This window comes from Virgibacillus sp. FSP13, from assembly GCF_054048505.1.
The window spans coordinates 1-14049 of sequence record NZ_JBSVKG010000011.1 but is presented as its reverse complement, the minus strand read 5'-3'; the positions used below and the strand labels follow the sequence as shown (position 1 = coordinate 14049).

The following is a 14049-nucleotide window of genomic DNA, read 5'->3' as shown; positions in this document are numbered from 1 at the left end:
TATCTAAAAACGATTCAAATAAAGTAAGACAATTCTAGAAGTTTACTTTAAAAAAAGCAATTAAGACGCCTATATAAATATTGGAAAACGCTTTCAAAAATGATGGGTTTCCGTTATGATAGAGGTAGATAAACAGATTTAAAGGGGAGAATGGGGATGCCAAAAAAATACAATAAGTTTGAAACATCGGTCATACATGAAGGATACGATGCCAAAGATATGTTAGGCAGTTTAACTACACCACTATTCCAAACATCTACGTATACATTTGATACGGCAGAACAAGGAGAACGTAGATTTGCTGGAGATGAAGATGGTTACATTTATTCGCGTTTAGGCAATCCAACGGTAACAGTGTTAGAAGAGCGAATTGCTGCACTGGAAGGTGGGGAACGTGGGCTGGCATTTGGTTCTGGAATGGCGGCTGTATCTGCTGTGTTAGTTGCATTAACAAAAGCGAATGACCATATTGTTTGTTCATCGGGTCTTTACGGTTGTACGTTTGGACTGTTAACCATGATGCAGGAAAAGTACCAAATTACGCATGACTTTTCTCAGATGGAGACGAGTGAGGAGCTACGATCGTTAATTAAACCAGAAACAGCTTGTATATACGTGGAAACACCAATCAATCCAACGATGAAATTGATTGATTTGGAAATGGTTGCACAAGTTGCTAAGGAATTTGATATACCCGTTGTTGTTGATAATACATTTTCATCTCCGTATTTACAACGCCCGCTAGAGCTAGGGTGTGATGTGGTCATTCATAGTGCAACAAAATATATCGGTGGCCATGGCGATGTAGTTGCAGGCCTTGTTGTTGGGAAGAAGGAGTTTTTGGATTCCGTGCAAATGACGACACAAAAGGATATTGGAGGAATTATCTCGCCATTTGATGCTTGGTTATTATTGCGTGGGTTAAAAACGTTGCCAATCCGACTTGATCGCCACTGTGATAATGCCGAAAAGATTTTTGAGAAATTGCGCAAACACCCTAAAGTAGCAAATGTTTATTACCCAAATGATACGTCACATCCCGATTATCCAATTAGGGAAAAACAGATGAAGCGTGGTGGAGGAGTTATTTCCTTTGAAATTAAGGGAATGAAGCAAGATGCCCAAAAAATGTTAAATGCGTTATCCTTTTTAAAAATTGCGGTCAGCCTTGGTGACGCAGAGACATTAATCGAGCATCCAGCATCAATGACCCATGCGGTTATTCCAGAAGAATTCCGACGCGAGATGCGAATCACCGACCAATTAATTCGCCTATCTGTAGGACTAGAAGCCTGGGAAGATATTTGGAATGACCTAGAACAAGCGTTAAATTCCATCTGATATTCTTAATATAGGAGGCAGGCAATGACATGATCAAAAAGGATATTCTTAAAAAAGTTTTTGGTTTGAATTCTGCTTTTAAAGGAATGATTCTTTTATTATCATACCTAATCCTATATACCATTTTTACTCAGTACTTAAATAAATTCGATCCATCAGGAATGTCATTGTTGATTACTTCAGTTTTTGTAATTATTTACCTATGGTCGAAAATACTTTTATTTGACAATGTAAATAAGAAAAGAGAAACTACCTACTTAATTATTTTTCTTATCCTATTTATGTTATCAGCATATATTACCTTCTTCTTTTAACTATGGTTTTTCTTTACCTTTTAAAGTGACAGAGTTGTCTCGCTGCTAATTGGTCGGTACCTATCTAATAGGGAGTTGGGGCAGGAGAAAACGATGTATACCAAATGAATTCCAATTATTATTCAATCGGTATCTGGTGGTTTGCACGGAGTTGGTGCTTCTGTTGTTAATGCCCTATCAAGTAATTTAGAGGTATACGTTCATCGTGATTAATACAAATACAAGCTGGATCCAGTAAATGGGTCTAGTTTTTTTCTTTTGCTCAATAACCTTTATCAATCCCTGTCAATATTGATCTCAAGCAATATCCAATTTTTTTAGTTGTATTCCCCACTCTTTAAATTTCTATTCTTTAACCTTGCTGGATTTTATTCTTTTCTACTAATTAGGGACTGCTGAACACTTAAAAAAACCCTATAACTAGGACTTTTGCCACCTTATGTCGAATATAGGTGTAAGGTATATTTTGAGAATCGGTATAAAATCCTTGCACCTGGAGGTATTCTACATGTATAAAATGCAGAAAATCAGCTTGTTCTCCCGGATGACTTTTTCCTGCCATTTGGCGGCAAATTGAATAGAAATAATCGTTGGGTTGTCCTGGCTAATCTTATTCCCTGATGGAAATTTGAAGAACAATATGCTAAGACGATGAAGCCTTCTTTACTCGGTCAGCAAGCGTTTAGTATCCACATGGCTCTTGGATCCTTATACATTCAACAGCGCAAAGGACTGGTGACCGGGATACAGTGGAAGAGATCACCGAAAAGCCGTATCTGCAATACTTCATCGGTCTTCCCGAATTCCAGGAGAAGGCACCTTTTGATCCTTCCATGATGACGCACTTTCGTAAACGGCTTGATGCCAACGTTATCAACCAGCTAAATGAAGCGATATCATTTTTCCAGCACATTTCGATGGAACGAGAATGGGCTGTTTAAAAATCGTTCAGCAGTACCTAATTATTCTCTCCATTACATAAGAAATAAGAGAGAACAAGCATGGAATGAATAATAAATTAGGATTAGCCTGCAATAATACTTAGTCCAGTATTATCCAAGTAAATTGTAACACATCCTTTAACCGGCTTTTTATACTGTAAGGCATTTTTTACTGCCCCAAAAAATATGTTCATGTTTTTACTTTAATTGCTTTGCATATGTGGTGGTTTCAAAGGAATGCTAACATCAATAATGTCCACGTTTGTCCGCATTCAGGATAGGTTGGCTACGTAATTATGTCCTTTGTTTTTTACAACTACTGGTATACAATAGAAAGTTAGAGGAACTTGAGTTGGAATTATATGCTATATTAGATTGGGAATGCAAAAATGGTATGTTCTGGGAGGAAGGAGTGGGTCTCTGTGGTTTTCGTTCCTTATTTTATAAGCTTTGTCCTTATTTTTAATATTGCATTGGCCCTGACAATTGTTTTCCTTGAACGTAAGGATGCCCAATCGACATGGGCATGGCTAATGGTATTGCTATTTATTCCGATAGCTGGCTTCTTTTTGTATTTAATATTTGGCAAAAATTTAAGCAGACAGCGGATATTTACATGGGATACGAAAAGCAGACTAGGTGTTAAAAAGTCTGTACAGTCACAACTTCGGGCACTTGAGGAAAATCGCTTCATATTTAAACATCCGGATATAGCCGCATATAAGGACTTATATTTTTTACATTTACGAAATAATGATGCGATATTTACACAAGATAACAGGGTAGAGATATACACGGATGGGAAAGAAAAATTTGCAGCCTTGCTCCGTGATTTAGAGGCAGCGACTGACCACATCCATTTGTTGTACTATATTATCCGTTATGACCAACTTGGCCAGCGGATTGCGGATGTGCTAGTTAAAAAGGCAAATGAAGGTGTTGAGGTTCGTGTTCTTTATGATGATATGGGATCAAGAACATTAAAGAGGAAATTTATCAAACGGATTCGTCATGCTGGGGGGCAAGTGGAAGCTTTTTTCCCACCAAAGATTCCTAAGGTAAATTTTAAAATTAATTATCGTAATCACCGAAAGCTGGCAATTATCGATGGGAAGATTGGCTACATTGGCGGATTTAATATCGGGGATGAATACCTTGGCAAGGCCAAAAAGTTTGGTTACTGGCGTGATACCCATTTACGTGTAACGGGGGATGCGGTAAAAAACATGCAAACTCGATTTATTTTAGATTGGAACCAAGCATCACGGAATGATATTTTATACGAAGATCGCTATTATGCAGCGGTTCCAGCAGGGGATGTTGGCATTCAAATTGTCTCCAGTGGTCCGGATTCAGAATGGGAACAAATAAAAAATGGTTATATTAAAATGATTTTATCAGCCAAGCAATATGTGTATATTCAAACACCATATTTTATCCCTGATGAGAGCCTACGCGATGCACTGCGAATAGCGGCCCTATCTGGCGTGAATATTAAAATCATGATTCCGAATAAGCCGGACCATCCATTCGTTTATTGGGCAACGTTATCCTACATCGGTGATTTACTTAACGCCGGTGCGGAGGTCTATATTTATCAGAATGGCTTTTTGCATGCGAAGACGATTATTGTCGATGGCAAAATTGCCTCAGTTGGGACTGCAAATATTGATGTACGTAGTTTCCGTCTCAATTTTGAAGTGAATGCATTTTTATATGATTCCATTTTAGCTGAGAAGTTAGTCGAGGCATTTAATCATGACATTACACTTTCAACGCAAATGACAAAGAAATTATATGAAAAACGATCATTGGGAATTCGCTTCAAGGAATCTTTATCACGTTTGTTATCACCGATATTGTAATCTTGTTACTTAATTATGTAGGAGGAAGAAAAATGGAAAGAAAACCGTGTTCCAATTCACTAGCAGTTAAAACATCACATGTATTACCACCAGATACGAACAATCATGGAACATTATTTGGAGGTAAATTAATGGCACACATTGATGACGTTGCAGCATTGGCCGCTGTACGCCATGCAAGGCTACCAGTTGTAACAGCATCAATGGACTCAGTAGACTTCTTATCACCGGTAAAAGAAGGAGATTCGATCTGTGTGGAAGCTTTTGTCACTTGGACACATAATACGTCTATGGAGGTATTTGTGAAAGCTGTGACGGAAAGCTTATTATCTGGCGAAAGAGAAGTATGTACTACTGCCTTTTTAACGTTTGTTGCAGTTGACGAGAACGGAAGCCCAGTTCCTGTCCCTGATGTTTATCCAGAAACGGAGCAAGAGAAACAATTGCATAAATATGCATCAGAGCGGGCTGCCCAACGAAAAAAGGGAAGGCAGCATTCAAAGGAACTGGCTAAAAGTTTCGGTACTGCATATCCATGGAATTGCCGAAAAGCATGAATTAACAAAAATTTGTACAGAAAAAAAGAATAAGATACAATTATAAAATGCTACAAGAGGCAAAAGCTTGTTTCTTATGATTCTTGTTTTCCTTTTCTGAAATTAGGGAAGTGTAAAAGGAACAAGACTGTAAAGGGTTTCATAAGATTCGAAGGGAGAAATTTCACCATGGGTTTCATTGAAAATTTAGTAGGCGATATTAACGAGGTATTGTGGTCATACGTCCTGATTATCGTATTAATCGGTTTGGGCTTATGGTTCACAATTAAGACCCGCTTTGTTCAATTTCGCCTATTTCGTGAAATGTTTCGAGTTTTATTTGATAAACGTACAATGAGTGCAGAAGGAAAAAAGGGGACGTCTTCATTCCAAGCATTTGCTATTAGTGCTGCATCACGGGTGGGGACTGGAAACCTTGCAGGTGTCGCATCCGCAGTAGCTGCAGGTGGTCCTGGTGCTGTTTTTTGGATGTGGCTGATTGCCTTGCTTGGATCAGCGTCAGCGTTTGTTGAGAGTACATTATCACAAGTTTACAAAGTTCCAGAGAAAAATCAATATCGTGGTGGTCCAGCCTATTACATGGAAAAGGGACTGAACAATCGTTGGCTGGGAATTATTTTTGCTATAACGATTACGTTCACATATGGTCTCGTATTTAATTCCGTTCAATCCAATACGATAAGCTTAGCTTTTTCTGGGGAATTTGACTTTAAGCAAGGGTATATGGCTGTTATTTTGGTCTTGCTAACAGCAATTGTTATTTTTGGTGGCCTAAAGAGCATTGCTAATGTAACACAAATTATTGTTCCGATTATGGCAATTATATATATCTTTATTGCGATTTATATACTGATTGTAAACATTACGGCAATACCAGATTTGCTTGCGTTAATTTTTGAAAATGCATTCGGTATTCGTGAAGTAGCCGGCGGTGGATTCGGTGCGGCAATCATGATGGGGATTAAACGGGGATTATTCTCGAATGAGGCTGGTATGGGTAGTGCTCCAAATGCGGCAGCAACTGCTGAAGTAACACATCCAGCTAAACAAGGTTTAATCCAAGCATTAGGTGTTTTCTTTGATACCATTTTAATCTGTAGTGCAACAGCGTTTATTATTATTTCAGCTGGTGGTTATGAGGGAAGCAAGCTCGATGGTATCCAGTTGACCCAAAATGCATTTGGATTTCATATCGGTGACTGGGCATCAATATTTATTGCAATTGCGATATTCCTGTTTGCTTATAGCTCCATTTTAGGTAACTATTATTACGGTGAAAATAATATCGGATATGTAAAAGACAGCAAATTCGGCTTGTTTATTTATCGAATTGCAGTACTGGCGATGGTTGTCTTTGGTGCTATTGCAACATTCGACCTTGTATGGGCACTAGCGGATTTGACAATGGCGATTATGGCACTTATTAACCTTTACGCGATTACCAGGTTGTTCAAAATTGCCAACCGTGTTTTACAAGATTATCAAAGGCAACGAAAAGCTGGTAAGGATCCAGTCTTTTATAAAGATGCATTGGATGATGATTCCGGTGTTGAATTCTGGGATCGAGATAAGGCGAGTCATGTAGATAAATAAGTATTGTGGACTGTCTACTTTTAATGAGTAGGCAGTTTTTTGTTTTACCCTTGCTAAAAGGGAAGAATTCATTTAGTATGAACTTAGACATGATTTACAATATATTGTGTATTAAAATGTCGATAAAACCATATATAGTATTTGCCTTAAGCGTAGACGCCATTCGGCTTAATTGGGAATCTGGTGAAAACCCAGAACTGCCCCCGCAACTGTAAATGCTGACGAAAATGAGCAAAACCACTGTATAAGTATAGACGTTCAGAAGGTTTCCAAATTAGAAACGAAGCAATTCGATTTGGTGATTTTTAAACGGCTTCTTATATGGGAAGGGCTCAGGAGTAGGGTGAAGCATTAGTCAGTAGACCTGTCTTGCTTAAGAAATTTCAACTTCTTCGGGGATTGAGAAGATGAGATGATAGTTATAGTGCACACAGGACTTCTGTATGCTTTTTAACTGCTGTCATTTCATCCACTCAATTAGTAGTTGAGTGGATTTTTTAATTCTCTAAAACGAAAAGGGAGCGATTAACGTATGATGACAAAAACATCTACTGAGATTAATGATGTACTGGAACAAATTGATATAGCTGCTGAAACATATGGGCTAGATGTTCGTGAAGTGAAACAGCAAATCAACCAACTAAATAGCTCAAAAGCGGATGTAAATCAGCACGCATTATTTTATGCATTAAATAATATTGCCATGGATGAACCTGCCTGGACGTTTGTAGCGGCGCGTATGTATTTAAATGAACTCTATCAAGAGGCAGCTGAAAACCGTGGGTATCATCCGGAACAGCGTTATAGCGATTTTCATAGATTAATTAAGGTGCTAACTGAAAAGGGGATTTATTCGTCCAATCTAGTAAACTGTTATTCCAAAGAAGAAATAATAGCATTAGGAAGGGAGATTATTCCTGAGCGTGATCAACTGTTCAATTATATTGGCCTCTTTTTACTTGCTGATCGTTACATAACACGGGATCATGACCGTAATATTTACGAACTCCCGCAAGAACGGTTCATGATTATTGCAATGACACTGATGAAGGATGAGGCCGAGGAGAAGCGGCTTGAATTGATCAAAGAGGCTTATTGGGCAATGAGTAATTTATACATGACAGTAGCTACCCCAACCCTCGCCAATGCGGGCAAAAGTTTTGGCCAGCTTTCATCGTGTTTTATAGACACAGTCGATGATTCGCTTGATGGTATTTATCTAAACAACTGGGATATTGCTAGGCTCAGCAAGGACGGCGGCGGAATTGGTGCTTATTACGGAAAGGTAAGAGCACTTGGATCAGATATTAAAAAGTTTAAAGGAAATTCATCTGGCGTTGTTCCATGGATTCGCCTTTTGAATGATACTGCAGTCAGTGTCGATCAGCTTGGGCAGCGACAAGGCGCGGTAGCTATTTATCTAGATGTTTTCCATAAAGACATAATGGATGGATTCCTTGATTTGAAAACAAACAATGGTGATGAACGCCGTAAAGCCCATGATATTTTTACAGGTGTAGCCATTCCTGATTTATTTATGAAAAAGTTGCAAGAAGTTGATGAGAACGGGAGAAGTATTGGCGAATGGCATACATTTTGCCCACATCAGGTGAAACAAATGATGGGCTGGAAGGATGAAAATGGTGCTGCACTTGGTTTAGAGGATTTTTACGATGAATCAGATCGGAGCTATTTTACAGAGAAATATGAAGAGGCGGTTAATCATCCACTTTTACCAAGAAAAACATATCGAGCAATGGATATCATGGCACGGATTATGGTTGCCCAATTAGAGACTGGGACACCGTACATGTTTTATCGAGACGAGGCGAATCGACAAAATCCGAATAAACATGTGCGTGGAAAAGGTCGAACAGCAATTTATTGTAGCAATTTATGTACGGAAATTATGCAGAATATGTCGGCAACAACCATTACCAACGAATATCAGGATGAGCAAGGAAATATCGTGATCGTTCGTAAACCAGGTGATTTTGTTGTGTGTAATTTATCGTCGGTTAATCTCGCGCGGACTGTTGAAGCAGGTGTTTTGGAACGATTGATACCGATTCAGATGCGGATGCTTGATAATGTGATTGATTTGAACACGGTTAAAGTTGGACAAGCTCAAGTAACGAATCAAACGTATCGGGCGGTTGGTCTAGGTACATTCGGATGGCATCACCTGCTTGCGCAACAGGGGATTTATTGGGAGTCAGATCAGTCGGTTGTGTATGCAGATGAACTATATGAAGATATTGCTTATTATGCAATTCAATCGTCAATGGAACTTGCAAAGGAAAAAGGAACGTACAGTAAGTTTGTTGGATCAGAATGGCAAACTGGTGATTATTTTGAGCGGAAAGGGTATAAAGCGGATCGCTGGATAGAGTTGCGGGACAATGTGGCGAAGCATGGCATCCGTAACGGCTGGTTAATGGCTGTAGCACCCAATTCATCGACTGCAAAAATTGGTGGGTCAACAGATGGGATCGATCCTATTTATGCTGTTGAGTATGCCGAGGAGAAAAAGAACTTTAAATTTAAAGTGACTGCCCCTGATCTGGATCATGTTACGTACAATTATTACCGAAGATCACGGCATGAGCTGGATCAATTGTGGAGTATTAGACAAAATGCAGCACGTCAGCGGCACGTCGATCAAGGAATTAGTTTTAATCTTTATGTACGTCATGACATTAAAGCGAAGGATTTGTTGAATTTGCACGTTGAAGCCTGGAAGCGGGGCTTAAAAACAACCTATTATGTAAGAAGCACATCACAAGCAGAAATAGATGAATGTGAAGCATGCCACAGTTAATTATAACGGGAGGTTTTAAATAATGACGATCCATACACCAATCAAACGAATTAATTTGTTGAACCCGGAGTCTCCTAATAAATCAACGGGTGTTATCAATGGGGAATCTTCTGGACTATTAAACTGGAATGATATTGCTTATCCACAAATGTATGACTTGTATCAGGCGCTATTATCGAACTTTTGGAAGGCCCAAGAGATCAACATGCAGGATGATATTAAGCAATGGGATTTGCTCAGTCCAACCGAGCAAGATGTTTTTTTACGAATCAATACACAATTGGCAATGCTGGATAGTTTGCAAACACCGACAATGAGTCAGGTGATGGATTATGTGACGGATTCCAGTTTCAAAGCAATTTTTGCGGTGATCTCTCAGCAAGAAGCGGTCCATAATGAGTCGTATTCATATATTTTGAGTTCATTAGTTCCAACACGCGAACAAAATGAACGATTTGATCAGGCGAAAAAAGATCCGGTTGTTTTGAAACGAAATCAACTTATATTAGATAGCTATGATGAATTTCGAAATAACCCGACACCAGCAAACCTATTTAGACTAGGTGTAAATTCGATTAATTTAGAAGGAATTTATTTTTATGCGGGTTTTGCATTCTTCTATAACCTAGCACGGCAACAAAAAATGTTGAAGACGAGTACCATGATTAGCTACATTCAGCGTGATGAAATGCAACACTGCTATTTTATTACCCAGTTTATTCGCATTTTATTGGCCGAGAACAAGGAATTAAATACCGACGAAAATATCGATTATATCTACCAGTCTATTGCCAATGCAACGGATCTAGAAAAAGAATGGGCGCATTATATATTAGCCGATATTACGGGAATTGATTTGAACGAATTTGATCAATACTTGGAATACCTTGCCAATAAACGGCTGCGTCAATTAGGATTGAAAAATTTATATGAAGAAAGAAAAAATCCGATGCCGTGGATCCATGTGTTTAGCGATGAAATGATTAATGAGACCAAATCGGATTTCTTTGAACAAAAATCACGCACTTACTCCAAAGTAACCCAATCCAATGGCTTTGAAGAGTTGTAGGAGGGAGCATGATGCGAATTGCGATTGTTTATACGTCAGTGACGGGAAATACAAAGGAATTAGCTGAACTTTTGCAGCAGAATTTTATGGAGCGGTCTTTTCATGTTGATCTTTTCCATGTAAAGCATTTCCCACATGAATATATTTCTGAGTATGACGGGATTGTAATTGGAACCTATACATGGGCAAATGGGAATATTCCGGCGGAAATGCTGGATCTGTATGAAACAATTGAAATAAAAGCCCCAGCAAATTTGCTGACGGGAGTATTTGGTACGGGGGACAGCTTTTTCCCATACTTTTGTGGTGCTGTAGATGAATTTCGCGATATGTTGTATGCTAGGACAAATTTGGCAGTTACATTGAAAGTGGAGTTACGACCGCAGCAGGATGATGTGCAAAAGTGTAAACGGTTTGTGGAATGTTTGCAGAAGGAAATCCTGCCCTTGACTGCAGGTAATTAGATAAAGGCACTTTTCGGAATTGAAACACCCTGTGAGTTAGAACTCGCGGGGTTTTTTCTTTTTACAGATTGCTTAGTATCAATTGACTCCTCCCCCTAATCTTGAAAAACTTTCTACTGTAACGTATATAATTTGCACTACATAAGCAATTAATTATATGATGATATGGAGATGGAGGTGAGTAATATGCTGGAAACTACAGTTGACATGGAAAAAGCGGCAATGATCCTAAAGTTGTTAGGCGATAAAACGCGTTTAACCATGGTAAAAATACTTGACATTCATGATTGCTGTGTTTGCGAATTTGTTGAGATTTTTAACACAAGCCAACCATCAATTAGTCAACACCTGAGGAAATTAAGAGATGTTGGGTTGGTCAAAGAAGAGCGAAAAGGGCAGTGGATTTTTTATTCCATTAACACAACTAGTGAATATTATCCATTTGTTCAGCAAATTCTCAAACAATTGCCCAGTCAAGATCACAAACTAAAAGAATTAGAAGAAAAAGGCACTCGAATTACTTGTTGTTAATTGGGAGGGATATTTTGTCATCAACGCTTATACTTGCAATTTTAATCTTTTTAGTAACACTTGTTTTAGTAATTTGGCAACCTAAAGGGCTATCGATTGGATGGTCTGCAATTGGTGGAGCTATCCTCGCCTTACTGGTAGGTGTGGTTGGATTTAGTGACGTAATAGCAGTAACAGAAATCGTTTGGAACGCAACTTTAGCCTTTGTCGCGATTATTCTCATATCACTTATATTGGATGAGATTGGGTTGTTTGAGTGGGCTGCGCTTCATATGGCCCGAATCGCAAAAGGCAATGGAACAAAAATGTTTGTCTACATAAGTATTCTAGGTGCAATTGTAGCTGCTTTTTTCGCTAATGATGGTGCAGCTTTAATACTTACACCCATTGTACTTGCGATGGTTCGAAATTTAAATTTCCAAGAAAAAATGATTTTTCCATTTATTATGGCGAGTGGTTTTATCGCGGATACAACATCTCTACCTTTTGTAGTAAGTAACTTGGTTAATATTGTTTCAGCAGATTTCTTTGGAATTGGATTTGTGGAATATGCTTCTAGAATGATTATTCCGAACCTTTTTTCACTAGCTGCAACCATAACTGTACTATTAATTTATTTTCGAAAAAGTATTCCGAGATCATATGATGTATCTAAACTAAGTGAACCAGCAACTGCCATTAAGGATCAAAAAATGTTTCACCTATCATGGTACGTTCTTGGTTTATTAGTTGTTGGTTACTTTGTAAGTGAGTTTATTTATCTTCCTGTTTCTATTATTGCCGGTGTCATTGCAATTTTCTTCATCCTTATGGCAAGAAACAGTAAAGCAGTTGATACGAAGGCAGTCATTAAGGGAGCCCCTTGGAATATCGTATTTTTCTCAATCGGAATGTATGTAGTGGTATATGGATTAGGAAATGCCGGGCTTACGGATGCGTTAGCTACTGTAATTCAGGCGGCTGCAGAACAGGGCTTATTTATAGCTACGATTGTGATGGGGTTTGTCGCAGCATTTTTATCTTCAATTATGAACAATATGCCAACTGTTATGATCGATGCTTTAGCAATTGCTGAAACCGGAACGTCTGGTGTGGTGAAGGAGGCACTTATTTATGCAAATGTGGTTGGGTCTGACTTAGGACCAAAAATCACACCAATTGGTTCACTTGCTACCTTGGTGTGGCTCCATGTGTTGTCACAAAAAGGGGTAAAAATTTCATGGGGAACCTATTTTAAAACTGGGATCATTTTAACGATTCCAATCCTGTTTATCACCTTACTAGGATTATTCTTAACGTTACTTGTTTTATAACTTTCAGGAAAATACAAAGGAGTATTAAAATGGCTAAAAAAACAATCTATTTTCTATGTACAGGGAACTCATGCCGGAGCCAAATGGCTGAAGGATGGGCGAAACACTACCTTGGCAAGAATTGGGAGGTGAAAAGTGCAGGCATTGAAGCACATGGTCTAAATCCGAATGCCGTCAAAGCAATGAAGGAAGCTGGGATTGATATCTCTGATCAAAAATCAGAGATTATCGATACAGAGTTATTAAACAATGCAGATATGGCTGTTACGCTTTGTGGTGATGCAGAAGATAGATGCCCAATGACACCACCTCATGTTAGAAAAGAACATTGGGGTTTTGACGATCCTGCAAAAGCAGAAGGAACAGATGAAGAAAAATGGGCAGTTTTCCAACGTGTACGAGATGAAATCGGGGAGAGAATGAAACGCTTTGCGGAAGCAGGTGAATAAAATAGCATGAGATGACTTTAGGGCTATTCTAACTGCCGCTATATAAGCAAATAGTTATATGTTAATACAAAAGGAGATGTTTGTAGCCTTGGAATAAAGTTTGATCAAAAACACCAAGCAAACCCACATTTTACGTTAATTGAAAAGAACCCGTTTTGAAAAAGATTGATTAAAACGGGTTAATTCTTTGTGAAATATTTCGTGTGTTTTATAATAAAGATTGATCATTTCCTCCTGTTAATCTGCAACAAACGCGCCCGTTTGCGGTATAATCTACTTTGTTATTCAGCTTTAATAATAAAATCTGTATATGGCTTTTCATCAACTGAAACGGAAACTTTCCAAAGCCCACCTTTATCAAATCCTAGCTTTGCCCCACTCTGCTTTTCCTCAATATCTGCTTCATAAAGTTTTACGGCTTCTTCCTCGCCCTCATGTGTTGCGGTCATTTTATACCTTTCACCGTTAAAGTCTTTTTCCAAAAAATAAACCTGATATTGTCTGCCTTCATCAACTGGAAATTCAGGTTCATCACCTTTTCCATTAACTTTTACAATCCCGAATTTATCCTGTACTCCATGTAAGGTCATATTATCGTTAGTAAAGGTTGGACTTGTTTCCCAGTCACCTTTTGCATTTCCTGAACACCCCGATAAAATAATCCCCACTAAAACCAATACACCAATCAATAGCTTTAGCCTCGCCATTTTCTCACCCCCTGAATAGTCTTAAATACTAATATTACTACTTCACAATCTGGCACGTTTATGAAAAGTAGGCGCTGATTTTTC

Annotated in this window: 11 protein-coding genes, 1 pseudogene and 1 riboswitch; of the genes and pseudogenes, 11 read left to right on the top strand and 1 reads right to left on the bottom strand. The window is 38.5% G+C overall.

The features are described 5' to 3' along the window. Positions 1-156 precede the first annotated feature (156 nt). From megL to arsC, 11 genes and pseudogenes are all read left to right on the top strand, one after another. Positions 157-1341: a methionine gamma-lyase gene (gene megL, locus ACW2QC_RS11170; protein ID WP_457544054.1), complete on the top strand. Its 1185-nt coding sequence runs from the start codon at positions 157-159 to the stop codon at positions 1339-1341. A gap of 869 nt (positions 1342-2210) precedes the next feature. Beyond that, positions 2211-2551 (top strand): annotated as a pseudogene (locus ACW2QC_RS11165) (transposase); the annotation flags it as partial. 467 nt (positions 2552-3018) lie between these two features. Further along, positions 3019-4461 (top strand): cardiolipin synthase, encoded by a 1443-nt coding sequence (gene cls, locus ACW2QC_RS11160; RefSeq protein WP_457544053.1) that lies wholly within the window; start codon positions 3019-3021, stop codon positions 4459-4461. Between the two features lie 32 nt (positions 4462-4493). Further along, positions 4494-5018 (top strand): acyl-CoA thioesterase, encoded by a 525-nt coding sequence (locus ACW2QC_RS11155; protein ID WP_457544052.1) that lies wholly within the window; start codon positions 4494-4496, stop codon positions 5016-5018. Between the two features lie 168 nt (positions 5019-5186). Beyond that, positions 5187-6611 carry an alanine/glycine:cation symporter family protein gene (locus ACW2QC_RS11150; RefSeq protein WP_457544051.1) on the top strand — a complete coding sequence of 475 codons (1425 nt, stop codon included), beginning with the start codon at positions 5187-5189 and terminating at the stop codon, positions 6609-6611. A gap of 136 nt (positions 6612-6747) precedes the next feature. Next, a riboswitch (cobalamin riboswitch) is annotated at positions 6748-6997 on the top strand. A 146-nt stretch (positions 6998-7143) separates the two neighbouring features. Next, positions 7144-9432, top strand: a complete 2289-nt coding sequence (locus ACW2QC_RS11145) for a ribonucleoside-diphosphate reductase subunit alpha (RefSeq protein WP_457544050.1) — start codon at positions 7144-7146, stop codon at positions 9430-9432. Between the two features lie 22 nt (positions 9433-9454). Continuing rightward, on the top strand, positions 9455-10501 hold the full coding sequence (locus tag ACW2QC_RS11140) for a ribonucleotide-diphosphate reductase subunit beta (RefSeq protein WP_457544049.1): 1047 nt from the start codon (positions 9455-9457) through the stop codon (positions 10499-10501). A gap of 8 nt (positions 10502-10509) precedes the next feature. Then, positions 10510-10965 (top strand): flavodoxin domain-containing protein, encoded by a 456-nt coding sequence (locus ACW2QC_RS11135; protein WP_457544048.1) that lies wholly within the window; start codon positions 10510-10512, stop codon positions 10963-10965. Between the two features lie 186 nt (positions 10966-11151). Further along, positions 11152-11496 (top strand): ArsR/SmtB family transcription factor, encoded by a 345-nt coding sequence (locus ACW2QC_RS11130; RefSeq protein WP_457544047.1) that lies wholly within the window; start codon positions 11152-11154, stop codon positions 11494-11496. A gap of 14 nt (positions 11497-11510) precedes the next feature. Next, the gene (locus tag ACW2QC_RS11125; RefSeq protein ID WP_457544046.1) at positions 11511-12809 is read left to right on the top strand and encodes an arsenic transporter; all 1299 of its coding nucleotides are present in this window, start codon (positions 11511-11513) and stop codon (positions 12807-12809) included. 29 nt (positions 12810-12838) lie between these two features. Further along, entirely contained in the window at positions 12839-13258 is a 420-nt protein-coding gene (arsC, locus tag ACW2QC_RS11120; protein ID WP_457544045.1) for an arsenate reductase (thioredoxin), read from the top strand. Positions 13259-13539: 281 nt separating this feature from the next. On the opposite strand, the gene ACW2QC_RS11115 is transcribed toward arsC, so the two are convergent. Continuing rightward, positions 13540-13965, bottom strand: a complete 426-nt coding sequence (locus tag ACW2QC_RS11115) for a hypothetical protein (RefSeq protein ID WP_457544044.1) — start codon at positions 13963-13965, stop codon at positions 13540-13542. Positions 13966-14049: the final 84 nt, after the last annotated feature.

What these genes read in the sequence shown, in the direction of transcription:
- megL (WP_457544054.1), top strand. Translation starts at nt 157, where the DNA reads ATGCCAAAAAAATACAATAAGTTTGAAACATCGGTCATACATGAAGGA.
- ACW2QC_RS11155 (WP_457544052.1), top strand. Translation starts at nt 4,494, where the DNA reads ATGGAAAGAAAACCGTGTTCCAATTCACTAGCAGTTAAAACATCACAT.
- ACW2QC_RS11150 (WP_457544051.1), top strand. Translation starts at nt 5,187, where the DNA reads ATGGGTTTCATTGAAAATTTAGTAGGCGATATTAACGAGGTATTGTGG.
- ACW2QC_RS11145 (WP_457544050.1), top strand. Translation starts at nt 7,144, where the DNA reads ATGATGACAAAAACATCTACTGAGATTAATGATGTACTGGAACAAATT.
- ACW2QC_RS11140 (WP_457544049.1), top strand. Translation starts at nt 9,455, where the DNA reads ATGACGATCCATACACCAATCAAACGAATTAATTTGTTGAACCCGGAG.
- ACW2QC_RS11135 (WP_457544048.1), top strand. Translation starts at nt 10,510, where the DNA reads ATGATGCGAATTGCGATTGTTTATACGTCAGTGACGGGAAATACAAAG.
- ACW2QC_RS11130 (WP_457544047.1), top strand. Translation starts at nt 11,152, where the DNA reads ATGCTGGAAACTACAGTTGACATGGAAAAAGCGGCAATGATCCTAAAG.
- arsC (WP_457544045.1), top strand. Translation starts at nt 12,839, where the DNA reads ATGGCTAAAAAAACAATCTATTTTCTATGTACAGGGAACTCATGCCGG.
- ACW2QC_RS11115 (WP_457544044.1), bottom strand. Translation starts at nt 13,965, where the DNA reads ATGGCGAGGCTAAAGCTATTGATTGGTGTATTGGTTTTAGTGGGGATT.